The 15,989-nt window shown below is 71.6% G+C and carries 19 protein-coding genes; 8 read left to right on the top strand and 11 right to left on the bottom strand.

What is annotated here, in order from left to right:
• Positions 1-303 precede the first annotated feature (303 nt).
• Together VFV89_RS03960 and VFV89_RS03965 are read left to right on the top strand one after the other, a co-directional pair.
• On the top strand, positions 304-1,158 hold the full coding sequence (locus VFV89_RS03960) for a matrixin family metalloprotease (protein WP_329704602.1): 855 nt from the start codon (positions 304-306) through the stop codon (positions 1,156-1,158).
• A gap of 40 nt (positions 1,159-1,198) precedes the next feature.
• On the top strand, positions 1,199-2,425 hold the full coding sequence (locus tag VFV89_RS03965) for a phosphodiester glycosidase family protein (protein WP_329704603.1): 1,227 nt from the start codon (positions 1,199-1,201) through the stop codon (positions 2,423-2,425).
• A 2-nt stretch (positions 2,426-2,427) separates the two neighbouring features.
• Here the strand turns inward: VFV89_RS03965 and VFV89_RS03970 are convergent, their stop codons facing one another.
• Positions 2,428-2,979 carry a hypothetical protein gene (locus tag VFV89_RS03970; protein WP_329704604.1) on the bottom strand — a complete coding sequence of 184 codons (552 nt, stop codon included), beginning with the start codon at positions 2,977-2,979 and terminating at the stop codon, positions 2,428-2,430.
• 47 nt (positions 2,980-3,026) lie between these two features.
• Here VFV89_RS03970 and VFV89_RS03975 point away from each other — a divergent pair, with 47 nt between their 5' ends.
• Positions 3,027-3,611 carry a mismatch-specific DNA-glycosylase gene (locus VFV89_RS03975; protein ID WP_329704605.1) on the top strand — a complete coding sequence of 195 codons (585 nt, stop codon included), beginning with the start codon at positions 3,027-3,029 and terminating at the stop codon, positions 3,609-3,611.
• Here the strand turns inward: VFV89_RS03975 and glgC are convergent.
• The gene (gene glgC / locus VFV89_RS03980) at positions 3,608-4,855 is read right to left on the bottom strand and encodes a glucose-1-phosphate adenylyltransferase (protein ID WP_329704606.1); all 1,248 of its coding nucleotides are present in this window, start codon (positions 4,853-4,855) and stop codon (positions 3,608-3,610) included. The genes VFV89_RS03975 and glgC overlap by 4 nt on opposite strands.
• 65 nt (positions 4,856-4,920) lie before the next feature.
• Here glgC and glgA point away from each other — a divergent pair, with 65 nt between their 5' ends.
• The gene (glgA, locus tag VFV89_RS03985) at positions 4,921-6,138 is read left to right on the top strand and encodes a glycogen synthase (protein ID WP_329704607.1); all 1,218 of its coding nucleotides are present in this window, start codon (positions 4,921-4,923) and stop codon (positions 6,136-6,138) included.
• A 599-nt stretch (positions 6,139-6,737) separates the two neighbouring features.
• Here the strand turns inward: glgA and VFV89_RS03990 are convergent.
• From VFV89_RS03990 to VFV89_RS04010, 5 genes are read right to left on the bottom strand one after another with little or no spacing between them, the layout of a single operon-like run.
• The gene (locus VFV89_RS03990; RefSeq protein ID WP_414690344.1) at positions 6,738-8,156 is read right to left on the bottom strand and encodes a GntP family permease; all 1,419 of its coding nucleotides are present in this window, start codon (positions 8,154-8,156) and stop codon (positions 6,738-6,740) included.
• The gene (locus tag VFV89_RS03995) at positions 8,156-8,635 is read right to left on the bottom strand and encodes a gluconokinase (protein ID WP_329704620.1); all 480 of its coding nucleotides are present in this window, start codon (positions 8,633-8,635) and stop codon (positions 8,156-8,158) included. Before VFV89_RS03995 ends, VFV89_RS03990 begins: the two co-directional genes overlap by 1 nt.
• A 58-nt stretch (positions 8,636-8,693) precedes the next feature.
• The gene (locus VFV89_RS04000; protein ID WP_329704608.1) at positions 8,694-9,674 is read right to left on the bottom strand and encodes a hypothetical protein; all 981 of its coding nucleotides are present in this window, start codon (positions 9,672-9,674) and stop codon (positions 8,694-8,696) included.
• A gap of 55 nt (positions 9,675-9,729) precedes the next feature.
• Positions 9,730-10,395, bottom strand: coding sequence for a SprT-like domain-containing protein (locus tag VFV89_RS04005; RefSeq protein ID WP_329704609.1), 666 nt, complete (start codon positions 10,393-10,395; stop codon positions 9,730-9,732).
• Between the two features lie 36 nt (positions 10,396-10,431).
• Positions 10,432-10,614 carry a hypothetical protein gene (locus VFV89_RS04010; protein ID WP_329704610.1) on the bottom strand — a complete coding sequence of 61 codons (183 nt, stop codon included), beginning with the start codon at positions 10,612-10,614 and terminating at the stop codon, positions 10,432-10,434.
• A 14-nt stretch (positions 10,615-10,628) separates the two neighbouring features.
• Here VFV89_RS04010 and VFV89_RS04015 point away from each other — a divergent pair, with 14 nt between their 5' ends.
• Positions 10,629-11,276, top strand: a complete 648-nt coding sequence (locus VFV89_RS04015) for a hypothetical protein (RefSeq protein WP_329704611.1) — start codon at positions 10,629-10,631, stop codon at positions 11,274-11,276.
• Between the two features lie 33 nt (positions 11,277-11,309).
• Here the strand turns inward: VFV89_RS04015 and VFV89_RS04020 are convergent, their stop codons facing one another.
• The 4 genes from VFV89_RS04020 to VFV89_RS04035 form a co-directional block, all read right to left on the bottom strand.
• Complete coding sequence (locus tag VFV89_RS04020) at positions 11,310-11,627, bottom strand: hypothetical protein (RefSeq protein ID WP_329704612.1); 318 nt, start codon at positions 11,625-11,627, stop codon at positions 11,310-11,312.
• 212 nt (positions 11,628-11,839) lie between these two features.
• On the bottom strand, positions 11,840-12,520 hold the full coding sequence (locus VFV89_RS04025; protein WP_329704613.1) for a hypothetical protein: 681 nt from the start codon (positions 12,518-12,520) through the stop codon (positions 11,840-11,842).
• 24 nt (positions 12,521-12,544) lie between these two features.
• A complete protein-coding gene (locus tag VFV89_RS04030; RefSeq protein ID WP_329704614.1) occupies positions 12,545-13,105 on the bottom strand; it encodes a hypothetical protein in 561 nt (186 codons plus the stop codon).
• A gap of 82 nt (positions 13,106-13,187) precedes the next feature.
• A complete protein-coding gene (locus VFV89_RS04035) occupies positions 13,188-14,147 on the bottom strand; it encodes a PGN_0703 family putative restriction endonuclease (protein WP_329704615.1) in 960 nt (319 codons plus the stop codon).
• A 283-nt stretch (positions 14,148-14,430) separates the two neighbouring features.
• On the opposite strand from VFV89_RS04035, the gene VFV89_RS04040 reads away from it, so the two are divergent.
• The 3 genes from VFV89_RS04040 to VFV89_RS04050 all read left to right on the top strand — a co-directional run.
• Positions 14,431-14,736 (top strand): WXG100 family type VII secretion target, encoded by a 306-nt coding sequence (locus VFV89_RS04040; protein WP_329704616.1) that lies wholly within the window; start codon positions 14,431-14,433, stop codon positions 14,734-14,736.
• Positions 14,733-15,035, top strand: a complete 303-nt coding sequence (locus tag VFV89_RS04045) for a WXG100 family type VII secretion target (RefSeq protein ID WP_329704617.1) — start codon at positions 14,733-14,735, stop codon at positions 15,033-15,035. Before VFV89_RS04040 ends, VFV89_RS04045 begins: the two co-directional genes overlap by 4 nt.
• A partial coding sequence (locus tag VFV89_RS04050; RefSeq protein ID WP_329704618.1) for a hypothetical protein occupies positions 15,032-15,989 on the top strand: 958 nt, incomplete at its 3' end. The genes VFV89_RS04045 and VFV89_RS04050, both read left to right, overlap by 4 nt.

A 15,989-nucleotide genomic window follows, 5' to 3' on the forward strand; every position in this document is an offset into this window, starting at 1 on the left:
TCGTCCGAGCACGCCCCGAGCACCCAGGCGACGAGCACCGTCGCAACCACCATGCGCGTGCGGGACATCCGGGTCCTTCCCGAGAAAGAGAACCTTGACCCGCAACGTACAGCCGCCGGCGCACCGCCGCGACCCGTCGCGTCACCACGGTGGATAACGGGATTCCCAGGACGCACCTCAGGCCGGTCCGGGAGGCCGGCGCGAGCTCGGGAATGCCGACATCGCCGGGATGGAGCGGCACCACGACGTCCCGTGCGACCGACGTGAAGGCCGCGCCAACCACCCTCCGGTCAGAATCGCGGTGTGGCGTGGTCCTGGCGCGAGCGGCGCGAGCAGCGGCGCTGGCGCCGTGAGGCGATGCGCCGGCTCGAGGAGCTCGACCGCGCCGACCGTGAGCAGTGGCTCGGCGCGATGCCCCTCGGCACCCCCGTCGACGGGCCGGTTCGCCCGCGCCGGCGGCGTACGACCGGGGCGTTCCTGCCCGGGCTCCTGATCAGCGCCGTCATCGCGGGGCTGGTCATGCTGCGCGACCCGGGGATGACCGGATACCGGTTCCGCGAGCTGATCGACCACCTGTCCGGCAAGGACGGCGGCTCCTACGCGTTCGTCGCGACCTCGAGGTCCGGCGACCCGATCGGTTGGAACCACTGCAAGTCGATCCGCTACGTCGTCAACCCCGCCGGCGCCCCCGACGACTGGCCCGACATCGTCGGCGGCGGCGTCCAGGAGGTCACCGACGCCAGTGGGTTCGAGTTCCAGTACGACGGCACCTCGGTCGAACGCTCGTTCAAGGAACGCACCGTGGATCCCAGGGACCCGCCGCCGGTCCTCATCGCCTGGTCCGACGCCGCTGAGGTACCCGACCTCGCCGGCTCGACGGCCGGGATCGGTGGCGGCACGCCGGCCCGGGTCCGCAACCGCGTCCAGTACGTCAGCGGCGTCGTCGTGCTCGACACCGACGCGTTCGACAGGATGGAGCGACGCGGCGCCGAACGCTCCGAGGAGCTGATCCTGGCCCACGAGCTCGGCCACGTGCTGGGCCTCGACCACGTCGATGACGTCGACGAGCTCATGAACGCGGAGTTCGTCGGGCAGAACGGCTTCGGCCCGGGTGACCGCAGGGGGTTCGAGAAGCTGCACGAACTGCCGTGTCGCTGACCTCCACGGTTCTGGCCGCTGGCCTCCTTACCCTCGTGTGGTGCGCAGGCTCCTGACGGCGGCCGTGGTACTCGTCTCGGCATCGGCCCTGACGGTCGCGCCGTCGTACGCCGACCGGAACGCCCCGACCTCGCACCACCGTGCCCCGGACAGCCAGACCTCGGACGGCGTCCGCGGCGAGCGGGCTTTACCGGTGCCGAAGGCGCTTCGCACCCCGGACGTCTGGACGACGCTGCAGGCCTACCCCGTCGCGCCGGGGGTGAACTACGAGCAGTTCACGCTCACCGGCCCACGCGGCGTGACCCGCGGACAGCTGATGCGGATCAACCCGGCCACGCCCGGGCTCGGCCTCGACCTCGTCGAGGGGCGCAACGTCGCCTCGCGGCACGCGGTCGCCGACATGATGGACCCGAACGCCGTGGTCGGGATCAACGGCGACTTCTTCGACATCCGCGACACCGAGGCTCCCCTCGGCGTGGCCAAGGACCGCCAGCGCGGGATCATGAACGGCGTCCAGAGCGGCTGGAACAGCGCGTTCTGGGTCGACGCTGCCGGTGTGCCCCACATCGGAGACCTCTACGCCGACGCTGTGCTGCGCCAGCGGCCGGGGCTCGACGTCACCACGGTGAACTCTCCCTCGGTGCGCCGCGGCGGTGTCGGGCTCTACACCGAGAAGTGGGGCACCCTCGCCGGCTACCGGGTGGTCGACGGCCACCGCCACGGTGTGCGGATGGTCGTGGTGCGGCACGGCCGGGTGGTCTCGAACCGGTCGCGGTTCCCCGCCTCCCTCCGGGTCCGTGACCTGGTCCTGGTCGGGCGCGGCCGCGGCGCCGGCGAGCTGGCGCGACTGCGGGCCGGCCAGCGGCTCACCGCGAACGTCTCACTGTCCGAGGACGTCGCGATGGCGGTCACCGGGAACGAGTTCGTGCTCCGCGACGGCAGGCGCGTGGCCAGGGACGACGTCGACCTGCACCCGCGCACCGCGATCGGCATCGACCACGACACCGGGCAAATCCTTCTGCTCGTCCTGGACGGCCGGCAGTCCTTCAGCCGCGGCGCCACGATGAAGGAGCTCGGCAGGCTCTTCCAGCGGCTCGGCGCCGAGGACGCGCTCAACCTGGACGGGGGCGGCTCCTCGATCATGCTCGCCCGGCAGGCCGACGGGTCGTTGGCGGTGTTGAACTCGCCCTCGGACGGCCACCCGCGCCCGGTCGCGAACGGGCTCGAAGTGACCTACGACCCGCCACCACCCCCGCCGGCCGGCTGAGCTCAGCCGACCGCGACGGCGGGCACCAGGACCAGTGCCACGGTCGTCATCGGGGCGAAGCACTCCAGCAGCGGTGAGGGCACCTTCTGCGCCGTGATCATGACCTCAGCACCCTCGACACTCACGTTCACGGCCGTGGGCGCGTCACAGCCGACCGCCACCACGGCGCCGTAGAGCAGCATGCCGTCCGGGACGTCGGTCTTCGCGACCTCGTCCTGGACCCGCGCCTTCATGGAGTCGCTCTCGAACTGCGCGGTGAAGGCCTGGACGTCGTCGCCCGCGGCGAGCGGGACCGCGACCTGCGAGACCTGGCCCCCGGCCTCGGTCTGGGTCACCGTGGTCACCAGCTCGAAGTCGACCGCCCCGTCACTCGGGGTGTCGCTGGTGGGGGTGGAGCCGGGGCTGGAACTGGCCGTGGAGCTGGCCGTGGAGCTGGCCGTGGCGCTGGTCGGCCCCGAATCCCGGGCCTCGTCGCCGGAGTCGTCGTTGCCGCAGCCGGCCAGCACGGCTGCGAGGAGGCAGGCGGCCCAGAGCGGTCCGAGAGAGCGACGCATGACGATGGGACGGTAGCGCCTCCGGGCGGGTTCCGTAGTCTGCGCGGGTGCCCGCCCCCGGACGACGCGGCTTCACCAAGGCCGAGCTCCAGTCTTTCAGGGACGCCGTCGTGCCGGACCTACTGCCCGCGACCGGCCTGAAGCTGCTCTTCGTCGGCATCAACCCCGGCCTCTGGACCGCGGCCACCCAGACCCACTTCGCCCATCCGGTCAACCGCTTCTACCCCGCCCTCCTCGCCGCCGGGATCATCGAGCGGCCGATCGATCCCTCGGCCGGGATGACGGACGAGGACAGGCTGCACCTCACCTCGCGCGGTATCGGCATCACCAACATCGTGCACCGGGCCACCGCCCGGGCCGACGAGCTCACCGACGACGAGCTCCGCGCCGGCGGGCGGCAGCTGGAGGAGCTCGTCGCCGAGCGTCACCCGACGCTCGTGGCGCTCGCCGGCATCACGGCGTACCGCATCGCTTTCGGCCGCCGCAAGGCCGTCCTCGGCCGGCAGCCCGAGACCCTCGGCGGTGCCGAGCTCTGGGTGGTCCCGAACCCGAGCGGCCTCAACGCCCACGAGACCGTCGACTCGCTGGCCAGGGCGTACGCCGCCGCAGCGCGGGCCGCCGGCGTGATCTAGTCGGTCGGGAACTCCTGGTCCTTGCCCAGCACCGTCAGCCCGTCCTGCACCACGAAGCCACGCTTCTCGTCGGCCACGTGGTCGACACCGACCTCGGCACCCGGGGGGACCACGACGTTCTTGTCGATGATGGCGTTCTTGACGACGGCCCCCTCACCGATGCGGACGTTGTTGAGGAGGACCGAGCCCTCGACCCTCGCGCCGCTGTTCACCCCGACGTTGGGAGAGAGGACGGAGTGGACCACGCTGCCCCCGCTGACCACGACGCCCGGCGAGAGGACCGCCTCGTCGGTGCCGGCCTTCGTGCCGTCGCCGCCCTGCACGAGCTTGGCCGGCGGCTGCGGACCGTAGGAGGTGTAGATCGGCCACTCGAAGTTGTACATGTTGAACACCGGCAGCGGCGAGACCACGTCCATGTGCGCCGCGTGGTAGGACGCCAGCGTCCCGACGTCGCGCCAGTAGCCACGGTCGCGCTCGGTCGATCCCGGCACCTCGTTGTCCTTGTAGTCGTAGACGGCCGCCTGCGCCCGGCGCACGAACGACGGCACGATGTCGCCGCCCATGTCGTGCCTGGACCCGTCGGTGGTCGAGTCGCGCGTCACCGCCTCGATCAGCGCGTCGGCGTCGAAGACGTAGTTGCCCATCGACGCGAGCACCTCCTCGGGGCTGTCCGGCAGCCCCACCGGATCGGTGGGCTTCTCGAGGAAATCCCGGATCCGGGCCGGTGACGCCGGGTCGACGTCGATGACGCCGAACTGGTCGGCAAGCGAGATCGGCTGCCGGATCGCGGCCACCGTGCACGCCGCACCGCTCTCGATGTGCTCGTCGACCATCTGTGAGAAGTCCATCCTGTAGACGTGGTCGGCACCGACGACCACCACGATGTCCGGCTGCTCGTCACGAAGCAGGTTGAGCGACTGGAAGATCGCGTCCGCGCTGCCGAGGTACCAGTGCTTGCCGACCCGCTGCTGAGCCGGCACCGCCGCGATGTAGTTGCCGAGCATCGTCGACATCCGCCACGTCTGGGTGATGTGCCGGTCGAGGCTGTGCGACTTGTACTGCGTCAGCACGACCACCTGCAGGTAGCCGGAGTTCACGACGTTCGACAGCGCGAAGTCGATCAGCCGGTAGATCCCGGCGAACGGCACCGCCGGCTTGGCCCGGTCGGCCGTCAGCGGCATCAGCCGCTTGCCCTCCCCACCGGCGAGGACGATCGCGAGCACCTTCGGTCGCTTGACGGTCATGCTCGGACAGTAACCACGATCCAGCCGCAGGTCAGCAGCCGATTCCAAGGGGTAGCGTCGGCGGCGTGCGGGTCGACGTGCTGAGCAAGGAGTACCCACCCGAGATCTACGGCGGGGCGGGTGTCCACGTGGCCGAGCTGGTGCGCGCGCTGCGAGCCCGCGACGACCTCACCACCCAGGTGCACGCCTTCGGCGCGCCCCGCCACGAGGAGGGCACGGCGTCCTACGCCGACCTGGCCGAGCTCGCCCGCGCCAACCCCGCGATCAGGACCCTCGGCGTCGACCTCGCGATCGCCGACAACTGCCTCGGCACCGACCTGGTGCACTCCCACACGTGGTACGCCAACCTCGCCGGCCACCTTGCCGGGCTGCTGCACGGCGTGCCGCACGTGGTCACCGCGCACTCGCTCGAGCCGATGCGGCCCTGGAAGGCCGAGCAGCTCGGCGGCGGGTACGCCGTCTCGTCCTGGGCCGAGCGCACCGCCTATGAGTCAGCGGCCGCCGTCATCGCCGTCTCGTCCGCCATGCGCACCGACGTGCTGCACGCCTACCCCAAGGTCGACGCCGACCGGGTGCACGTGGTGCACAACGGCATCGACACCGACCTCTGGGCGCCCACTCCCGACCCCGACCGGGTGCGGTCGCTCGGCGTCGACCCCGATCGTCCCTCGGTCGTCTTCGTCGGCCGGATCACCCGGCAGAAGGGGCTGCCGCTCTTCCTGCGCGCGGTGGCCCAGCTGCCCCCCGAGGTCCAGGTCGTCCTGTGCGCGGGCGCCCCGGACACCCCCGAGATCGAGGCCGAGGTGATCGGGCTCGTCGACGGGCTGCGCGAGTCGCGCGACGGCGTGGTCTGGATCCGCGACATGCTGCCGCGCGCCGACGTGATCGCGCTGCTGACCGCTGCGACGGCGTTCGCCTGCCCCTCGATCTACGAGCCACTGGGCATCGTCAACCTCGAGGCCATGGCGTGCGAGACCGCGGTCGTCGCCACCGCCACCGGCGGCATCCCGGAGGTCGTGGTCGACCCGCACTCGGGCCTGGGCACGACCGACGGACCCGCCACCGGCCGGCTGGTCCCGATCGACCAGGCGCGGGACGGCACCGGCACCCCGCTGGACCCCGAGCGGTACGTCGCCGACTTCGCGGCAGCGCTCACCCAGGTCGTCACCGATCCGGCCCTGGCCGCCGCCATGGGCAAGGCCGGCCGCCAGCGGGCGATCGACGACTTCAGCTGGACCGCGATCGCCGAGCAGACCGTCGCTGTCTATCGCTCCGTGCTCTGATCACCTCCCACCTGCCTCACCCGCACCTGCCGACCGGCCGCCACGAGGACGCGGTCCCCCGCCGCACCCTCGAGCACGACCCGCCCCTCCACCCGGTGACCCCCCGGCACCCCGAAGTGAGCGGCCCGCTGCCGCGCGTCCCGGGCCTGGGGCGCGAGCACCTCCCTCACCAGGAACCGCAGCCACACCACGGGGTCGGCGCCGGGTCTCCGCTCCGCGACCAGGCAGCAACCGTCGGGGCACGGCCGCCACGGCGACCGAGGGCCCGGCTGGCCCGGCCACAGTGACCGCGGACCGGGACCCGCGCCGGCGAACCCCGCGACGAGCTCGACCTCTCCCGCGGCGAGAGGTGGTCGCACGGCGACGACTGCGGACCGGTCGTCCGGATGGCTCACGGGACCCCCACTCTGGGTGCTCTCTGGGCTGCTCGATGCCACCACCCTGCCCGCTCCTCCCGACGTCGCGGACCCGTGCGGCCCGGCCCTGTGGAGATCCGCCCGGCCGCCGCGCCTGTGGATGGAACGTGGACGCTCGGAAATCCTCGACCAAGGCCGGACCGGCGGACCTGCACCACCTGGTGACCAATCTGAGGGCCAGAACTAGATCACGATCGACAGCAGCAGCACGCACAACAGCCCGGCCACCGACAGCACGGTCTCCATCACCGACCAGGTCTTGATCGTCTGGCCGACGGTGAGCCCGAAGTACTGGTTCACCAGCCAGAACCCCGCGTCGTTCACGTGCGAGAAGAACAGGGAGCCGGCGCCCACCGCGAGCACGACCAGGGACACCTCCCCCGTCGACATTCCGGCCACCAGGTCAACGATCAGCGACGACGCGGTGATGGTCGCGATGGTCGCCGAGCCGGTGGCCAGGCGGATGAGCACGGCGATCACCCAGCCCAGCAGGATGACCGACACGTTGGCGCCCTTCGCCCAGTCGGCGAGCAGGGTGCCGATGCCGCTGTCGACCAGGACCTGCTTGAAGCCGCCGCCGGCGGCGACGATGAGCAGGATCCCGGCGATGGGCGGCAGCGACGCCGAGACGGTCTCGGACAGCTGGGTCCGGTTCATCCCGACCCGGACCCCGAACGTGACCATCGCGACGAGCACGGCGACCAGCAGCGCGATGAACGGGTTCCCGATGATGTCGAGCGCCTTCTGCACGCCGTTGTCCGGGTTGTCGATGATGATGTCTGCGAGCGCCTTGCCGAGCATGAGGACGACGGGCAGCAGGATCGTCGCGATCGTGATGACGAACGACGGGCGCCGCTCCTCCTCCACCTGCTCGCGGTCGCGCGAGGTGTCGAAGGTGTCGGGCGGCTCGACCACGACCCAGCGCCCGGCCAGGGTCCCGAAGAGCGGCCCGGCCACGATCACCGTCGGGACCGCCACCAGGAGCCCCAACCCCAGGGTGACTCCGAGGTCGGCGTGCAGAAGCCCGATCGCGATGACCGGCCCCGGGTGCGGCGGGACGAAGCCGTGCATGGCCGAGAGCCCGGCCAGGGCCGGGATGCCAACGGTGATCAACGAGACCTGCGCCCGCCGGGCCACCAGATAGATCACCGGCATCAGGAGCACCAGCCCGATCTCGAAGAACATCGGCAGCCCGATGATCGCCCCCACCAGCGCCATCGCCCACGGCAGCGACCGGCCGGTGGCCCGGCCCACGATCGTGTCGACCACCTGGTCGGCACCGCCGGAGTCCGCGAGCAGCCTGGCGAAGATCGCGCCCAGCGCGATCAGCACGCCGACACTGGCGGCGGTGGTCCCGAAGCCGGTGGTGAACGACGTGATCACGTCGTTCAGGTCCTCGCCCGCGAGCGCCCCGACCGTGAGTCCACCCAGGATGAGCGCCAGGAACGGGTTCAGCTTGACAACGGTGATGAGCACGACCAGCAGCGCGATCGCGACCAGCGTCGCGGTGACCAGCTGCCACCCGGGGGCGACGGGCTCGGTCAGGTCGTCCGCCATGACGACCAGCTGAGCGACGACGTGGGGGGCAATCGGGGTGGGCATCACTGCTCCTCGAGGCGGGTCTCCGCGAGGTACCCCTCCACGATCTCGTCGACACTCCCGGCAACGTCGACGACGACACCGCGCTCGTCCGGCGCGAGCGGCTCGAGCGTCTCGAACTGCGAGGTCAGCAGCGATGCGGGCATGAAGTGACCCGGCCGGGACGCCTGTCGCCCCTCGATCAGGTCACGGCCGCCCTCGAGGTGCAGGAACTCCACCGAGGGGCAGTGGTGCCGGAGCTGGTCGCGGTACTTCCGCTTCAGCGCCGAGCATGCGATCACCCCGCCGTCCTCGTGCGCAGCCAGCCACTCCCCGATCCGCTCGAGCCAGGGCCACCGGTCGTGGTCGTCGAGCGGCTCGCCGCGCGTCATCTTCGCGACGTTGGCCTCGGGATGCAGGTCGTCGGCGTCCTCGAACGGCACCCGCAACCGTCCTGCCAGCGCGGCGCCGACCGTCGACTTCCCGGAGCCCGAGACCCCCATCACGACGATCGGACGACCCGGAGCTGTCACGCCCGGAAGGTACCCCGAGCGGGCCGAGTCAGCCGCTGGACGAGGGCGGCTCGGGCTGGACCGTCAGCTCGGAGTCGTAGATCACCGTGCCGTCGAGGGTCTGCTGGATGTAGGTCGACTCACCGAAGTCGTTGCTCGCATAGCACGTGATCGCCGCACCCTGGCCGAACGAGTCGCTGTAGACGACGTACCACGACTCGGGATCGTCCGTGCGGTCGCGCACCGTCGTCACGCAGTCGATCATCTTCTGCGGGTCGACGAGGGCCATGTCCACCTGCGGGTCCTCGCTGGTGCTCTTGATGTCCTGGACCTGCAGGTCCTCGCCGTCCCAGTAGAAGCTCTGGTAGCGGTTGTTGGTGCCGGTCGGGAGCTCGACCACGGCGTAGCGCGGATAGAGGACCGCGTCGTAGACGTAGGTCGCGTTGGACTCTTCCTTGATCGCGTCGACGAGGTCGTTGTAGCCGTCGACGGTGAACAGGTTCACACCGTTCTCGCCCGGGGTCTGGCCGGGGAGGTACGTCGTGTCGTCGGTCGGTCCGACGGAGCCGAAGTCGGGGAAGGTGTTGCGAGCCGAGACGAACGCGATGACCGCGCCGGCGATCGGCACGATGACCGCCACGACGATGATCGCGGCGATGATGCCGCCGATCGCCTTGCCGCCGCTCTTGCCGGACGTGCCGCCCAGTGTCGAGACGCTGGAGGCCGAGCCCGGTCCGTAGTTGACCACCGGCCACTGCTGGCTGGTGGTCGCCTGGACAACCATCGGCGTGACCTGGCCGGTGGGCGTGGGCGGCACCGGAGCGATCGCGGGGGGCGCTTCAGGGGCGGGGTTGTTCCGCAGGTCGCGGACCTGGAGGTCGATGTCCTGCATCGTCTGCGCGTTGCGCAGCTGGTCGATCCGCATGTCGTGGTCGGCCTGGATGATGCGCCCGGACTTCAGGGCCGCTTCGACCTGCTTGATGGCGGCGTCGCGGGCCTTGCTGTCCGCGCGCTCGTCGGGCGACGTCACGGGAGCAAGGTAGTGGAAACCCACCCGCCGCGACACGAACTCCGGGCGGGTCGCCTCAGGCGGGCTCGACCCATGCGAACGGCACCCGCAGCAGCTGCCGACCGGCGCGCAGGTGGTAGGAGGTCCGGCCCCGCTTGGCGACCCGGCCCACGGTGCCGTGCCAGTCACCGGCGACCGTGACCCGGACCCGCGCACCGACCGGCAGCAGCACCGTGTGCCCGCCCTCGCGCAGCCGCGCGAGCTCGGCCTCGTAGTTGGGGTGCATGACCGCCGGCTTGCCGTGGTGGGTCCAGGTGTAGACGTGGGCCAGGTCGAACTCCGGCGAGCACAGGCCGCAGGTCAGCACCCGCTCCGGCCTACGGTGCCGGTCGAGGGTGTGCCCGCCGGAGCAGGTGCCCAGCCAGGGCGCCGGCGGCGCCGGCGAGTCGGGCGAGACGCACCGCTCGCCGGTGCTGCCGATCTTTGTCGCCATCGCGTGCCAGGTCGCGTCGTGCCCGTGCTTCGGGCCCACCAGCGCGTGCGCGATCTCGTGGAGGATCGTGTCGCGGACGTCGTCCTCGGAGTGGACCGCGGTCAGCGGCGCGCTCAGCCCGAGGACACGGTCACCGAACCGGCAGATCCCGGCCCGCCGCTTGGCGTTGTCGTAGGCGACCTCCCAGTCGTCGAGGCCGTGCACCTCGAGGAGGTACTCCGCCATCGCGAAGGCGTCGCGCAGGTCCACGCCGAGAACGCTACGGCGGACCACCGACGGTCGAGGTCAGCCCTCGCCGTGTGTCGTGCCCTCGGCCTGTGCCGTGCCTTCGTCGAGCCGCTCGTGCAGCCGGGCACGGACGTCGTCGGGCGTCATCTGGGTGCGGTGGCGCTGGTCGCGGGCGACGACCACGCCGGTGGCCGCCACGCCGGCGAGCCCGGCCACTCCGAGCCACTTCCACAGCTTCACGCGATGATCGTCCCATGGCGGACTCAGCAACCGGCCGGTCGCGGCTCACGCTGGACCAGGCGGTCGACCTGGCCCGCACCGGCGACCTCTGGCTGTTCCGCGGGGGGTCGCTCGCCGACCACGCGATCCGCGCCTTCACCAACGCCCCGGTCAACCACGTCGGGATGGCGGTGGTCCTGGACGACCTGCCGCCGCTGATGTGGCACGCCGAGCTCGGGAAGGGGCTGCTCGACGTGTGGACCGGGTCGCACCATCGCGGCGTACAGCTCCACGACCTGCGCGCCGCGGCGACGCAGTGGATGAACCGCTACCAGCAGCGGGCCTGGCTGCGGCAGCTGTCCGGCGAGGTCACCAAGGAGATGGAGGACGCCCTGCTGAGGACCATCGCCCGGATGAACGGGCTGCCGTTCCCGTCAACGATCGGCCTGGTCGGCCGGGTGGCCCGGGGCCGGGTGCACAGGCGCGCTCCCGCGGAGCTGGCCTATTGCGCGGAGGTCGTCGCCGAGACCTACGCCGACATGGGGCTGCTCGACGCGACGCGGCCGTCGAACTACTACGACCCGGGCAAGTTCTGGTCCGGCGACGACCTCGCGCTGCTGCAGGGCTTCGCGCTGGGCGAGGAGATCGAGGTCTACCAGCCGGACAAGGGCAGGCTGTGGTGACGCCGGACCGGCGGCACTGACCGCACTGATCACTCAGTAGGCGATCGCGCGGCCCGCCTCTGTCAGCTCCCAGATGCCGGGCTTGCCACCGGCCATCAGCCCGGCGTCGATCATCGCCTTGCGCTCCGAGCGCGCCGACTGGTGCCAGCGCACCTCGCCGGTGGGCGTGGGCTGTCGGTCGCGCTCACGGAGCTCGTCCTCCATCGCCATCTCGAGCTCGAGCAGCATGTCCTCGGTCTCGAGGCTGCCCTCGACCTTGAGGATCCGGACGATGTGCGGGCGGAACGCCGACTGGTCGGTGATCCGGCTCGGCGCCCGGCTCGGCGTGGTCGTCGTCCGGGTCGCGGTCACGCGCGTGGACGTCCGCGGCGTCGACGCGCGGGGGGTCCGAGGCGCCGGCGGAGGCGGCGGAGGCGGCTTCGGCATCCCGTGGACGCAGGTAGCTAGGGGCAGGTCGCAGAGATCGCAGTACTCCTCGGCCACTCGCCCAACATTACGACCACTGCCGCGGTTGGACGACAGGCGGCGGTGGGCTGGACCTCGGCGGGACCGCCGGCAGCTCGTCAGTCCGCGGACCTGGCCGCCCTGGCCGCGGCGTACGCCGGTGCCCGCAGCCGCCGCACCGCGGCGAACTGCTCCAGCCCCGGCAGGGTGTTGCGGACCGCGTCGAAGCTCACGTCCGCGTCGTCGGCCGGCTCGCCGAGCACCAGTTCGGCGAACGGACGCCAGGCGCCGTCGCCGACCGCGAAGACCAGCTCGAGCCGGCCGCCGGCCACCCGGTGCACCCCGAGCAGGACCGGGCCCGCCACGGTCTCGTAGGGGAGCAGGGTGGTCATCGGCCGGCCGTACGGCGACCGCGTGGGGATCAGCACGAACCGGCTCAGGAGGCCGAACCCGGTGGTCGCGAGGAGCAGGTCCCCGACGGTGGCGTCGGGGTTGGGCACCCGCAGGGCCAGCCCGTGGATGTCCGGGAGCGGCCTGGGCAGCCCGGCGGCCCGGGACTCACGGACCAGCACGTCGTCGGCGGCCACCTCGTCGAGGAACCGCACCCCCGTCGGCGGCTCGGCGCCGTGGCGGTGGAGGCGGCCGTGCCGGATCTCGCCCCGCGGGTGCAGCGGCTTGGCCGCCGGACGGATCGCCGCGGCGACCCGGGTGACACCACCCAGCGCCGAGCCGAGGGCCGAGCCGACCGCCGAGCCGACCGTGGAGCTGACCGTCGTGACCGTGGAGCGCACCGAGTCCATGCCCGGCCGGTAACCACCCCGGGGTCAGGTGAGTGGCGCGCTCAGCACCAACTTGCTGAACTTCCTGGTCGCCGGCGCCCAGTCGTCGGTGCTCGACGGCTTGCCGTCGGCGGACGACTTCACCGCGACCGCGAAGCTCAGCGGCGACCCGACACAGGCCGGGAACAGCCGCACCTTCGAGACCGACCCGCCCATCGCGAGCCGGGCACAGTCCTTGTTCGAGATGTCTTTGCCGTCCTTGGTGAACGAGCCGGTCAGGTGCACGGTGAACTCCGAGAACGCGTTGCCGCTCACGTGCAGGTCGGGGGCCTTGTCGCCGTCGAAGTCGAACCACACGTCGATCACGTCCCCGGTCCGGACCTTGCGGCTGTGCTTGACCAGCACCACGGCCGGCCGCGACGTCTTCGACGCACTGCGCAGCTTGAGCTCGGTGATGTCGTAGGCCCGGCCCGGCTCCACGGCGTCCTTCACCGTCCGCGACGTGGGTGGCAGCGCCTCCGCGGGCGCGAGCGGGAGCAGGACCAGGAGTGCGGCGCCGGCGGCGGCCGCCACGGCGTACCGCCCTAACCTCGGATGCAGCGTCATGGGCGACTCCAGACGTCGACGGTGGGGTCTGGTCATCCTAGGGAAGACCGCCGAGGAACGCCCGGGCCGCGCTCAGCCTGGCTCAGAGCTCGAGCGACTCGGAGTCCGGGTCAGGCAGCTCGGCGTGGATGACCGGCGGATGCAGGTAGCGCGTCGCGAACGCCTCGGCCCATCCGTCCTGCGGGCCGAGCCCGTCGCACACGCCGGCCGCGAAGGACTCGAGCGAGACGATGCGGCAATGCTCCTCGGGCTGGCGCAGCGCGTAGCTGAGCCCGGCGAGCGCGCGAGCGGCGTCCGGGTCCTCGGCCAGGCACATCACCACGACCGACGCCGAGGTGACGCCCATGATCTCGCGCTGCGCGCATGCGGCGGCCAGCAGGCTGGTGCGCCAGAGCTGGTTGGTGGCCGGGCCGAGCAGCGGGCGGGCGGTCCCCGGGCGGAACCAGCCGCTGTACTCGTGCACCTGCCGGTAGCCGTCGCTGTTGTAGATGGTGCGGTTGAAGTGCTCGGTGTACTTCACCTCGACGCCGACCAGGTGCCGGCTGCCGTCCTCGCGCTGGGTGATGACCGCCGCATCGAAGCCGGAGCGGTCGCCCAGCACGTCGATCGCCGGACGCCACAGGCACTCCATCTGCTCGACCGAGACCGCGTGCGGGTCGAGGAAGGCCTGCACCACGTCGAGCCCGCGGTCCTCGCGCGCCCGCAGCTCGCCGAAGATCGAGAAGGCCATCGGCATGCTGCTGAGCATGTTCCGCGCGAGCCGCGCCTTGTCGACGGCGCCGCCGCTCGACTGAACGATGTCGGCCCGCTCCAGGGCGTACGCCGCCGCGTTGCGGCTCAGGAAGTTGAGCCCGGGTCGCTCGACGACGTCGTGCAGCGCAAGCAGGCTGCCGAGCGGACGGGTGGTGCCGTTGACGCGGTACTCGCCGTACTCGGCGTGCACGACCTGTTCCCGGTACCACGACTGGAGCAAGCGATAGCGCGCCGTGCGACGTGAGTCGCTGGCTACGGACAAGCGCGGATCGCTCCACGAGAGCTGCATGCGTCGGAACCCCCCAGTTCCTCCAAAACCGACTACAAGGACACTCCTATCGTGTATGGGGCCCTTGGAGACAGCCGGTCTGGACCGACCCACTAGACGTGCTCCCTCTTATTGGGTAGCCCTCGACTCAGTTCCAGGACCGATCGGCCACGACGCGCTGCCGGTCGACCGGACGACCCTCCTGGATCCTGTCCGAGTAGCCGTCCACTCGGCGCGGAACGAGTAATCCACAGATTGCTTTCAGCCCCGTTGGGGCCCCTCGTCGCGGGGCAGCGTGTGGGTCATGACGATCGAGTTCTCGACCCCTGAGTTCCACGCCTCGGTGGCGGAGGTGCGCCGGGCCGCCGAGCGCCTGTCGGCGGCGCGGGCGCGCGCCTCCGGGGAGGTGTCCGCGCTGCTCGACGAGTGGCACGGCGCGGCGGCCGCCGAGTTCGCCGAGGCCTGGTCGGACTGGTTGAGCTCTTCGGCGTCGGTGGTGGCGGCCCTGTCGTCGCTGGCGGACGCGCTGTGGATGTTCCAGACCGACATCACCCTGGTCGACTCCTCCTCGGCGTCCTCCCTCGAGCTCCTCTCGGGGCGGCTGTCGTGAGCTCCTTCTCCTACGCCGTCGATCTGCCCCTGGCTCGTGACGTGCTGGCGTCGCTGGCCGCGGTCGGGGCCGACCTCGACGAGGTCGTGGCCGACCTGCGCTGGCGGGTCGCGCGGCTGCACTCGCTGTGGGCCGGCACCGCGGCCGCGGCCCACCTCGAGGCGCATGCGTCGTGGGAGGCGTCCTGCCGCGAGATGCACGCCGCACTGGGTGCGATGCGGGCCGCCGTCCGCACGGCCGCGGCCAACTACGACGACGCCTCCTCGACCAACGCCGCGATGTGGAGCCAGGTCCGGTGATGCTCATCGAGGCCACGCCGTTGGCAGAGTCGTCGGATGCGTTCGAGCACGCCAACCAGAGCGCCGCACTCGTGCACGCCACGCTGTCCCGGCGGCTCGCGGCCTGTGGCGCGATGGCTGGGGACGCCTCCCTGGCGGCGGACTTCGCTGCGGCGTACGACGACGCCGCCGACTCCGCTCTCGCCGCCGTCGGCGACCTGGTGGACGCGTTCGCGGCCTGTGGCCGGCTCACCTCGGCCACGCTCACCAACCACGGCCACGCCGAGAACCGCTCGCTGATCTCTGGCCGCACGGTCTTCACCGCCACGCCGTGCGTGGCCGGCTACGTCGCGGTCCTCCCGTGCTCGCTGCCGTCGTCGCTGGGAGGCGACCTGTCATCCCTGCCCGGCTGGGCCTCGTGGATCCTCGACCGCGTCGAGGGGTTCGTCTGGCCGGACGCCGACGTCCCGCGGCTGCGGGAGGCGGCTGCTGCTTGGCGCGACGCCTCCCACCAGGTCGCCGACCTTCGTTCCTTCTGCTCGTCCGCGGTCCGGAGCTTCTCGCTGCTCCGCTCCCCGGAGCTGCCCATCGCCATCGACGTCACCGACTCGATGGCCTCTCGCTGCCAGTCGGTCGCCGACCAGTGCTCTGCCCTCTCCCGTTCATGCGACGGCTACGCCGACCAGGTCGAGGAGCACCGCGCCGAGATCCTCGACCTCGTCCAGGACCTCCTCCGCGACGCAGTGATCATCGACGGCATCGGCATCGTGCTGGGCGCGCTGACCGCCGGCGTCACCGCCGAGGCAGCCCTGGCGGTCAACGCCGCCCGGATCGCCGCCGCCGCGCCCCGGTTGATCCGGATCGTCGAGTCGCTGCGCACCGTGGCCTCGGCCTGCGCCGCGCCGGTCCGGCTTGCCGGCGAGGCCCTGCGCGACGTTCGTGCCGAGCTCGCGGTGTTCCGCCGGGTGCGGATCA

Source organism: Nocardioides sp., from assembly GCF_036274455.1.
Taxonomy (GTDB): Bacteria; Actinomycetota; Actinomycetes; order Propionibacteriales; family Nocardioidaceae; genus Nocardioides.

Coding starts and splice junctions, on each gene's coding strand:
- VFV89_RS03970 (WP_329704604.1), bottom strand. CDS start 2,979: ATGCGTCGCTCTCTCGGACCGCTCTGGGCCGCCTGCCTCCTCGCAGCC.
- glgC (WP_329704606.1), bottom strand. CDS start 4,855: ATGACCGTCAAGCGACCGAAGGTGCTCGCGATCGTCCTCGCCGGTGGG.
- VFV89_RS03990 (WP_414690344.1), bottom strand. CDS start 8,156: ATGCCCACCCCGATTGCCCCCCACGTCGTCGCTCAGCTGGTCGTCATG.
- VFV89_RS03995 (WP_329704620.1), bottom strand. CDS start 8,635: ATGGGGGTCTCGGGCTCCGGGAAGTCGACGGTCGGCGCCGCGCTGGCA.
- VFV89_RS04015 (WP_329704611.1), top strand. CDS start 10,629: ATGGCGGACTCAGCAACCGGCCGGTCGCGGCTCACGCTGGACCAGGCG.
- VFV89_RS04025 (WP_329704613.1), bottom strand. CDS start 12,520: ATGGACTCGGTGCGCTCCACGGTCACGACGGTCAGCTCCACGGTCGGC.
- VFV89_RS04030 (WP_329704614.1), bottom strand. CDS start 13,105: ATGACGCTGCATCCGAGGTTAGGGCGGTACGCCGTGGCGGCCGCCGCC.
- VFV89_RS04035 (WP_329704615.1), bottom strand. CDS start 14,147: ATGCAGCTCTCGTGGAGCGATCCGCGCTTGTCCGTAGCCAGCGACTCA.
- VFV89_RS04040 (WP_329704616.1), top strand. CDS start 14,431: ATGACGATCGAGTTCTCGACCCCTGAGTTCCACGCCTCGGTGGCGGAG.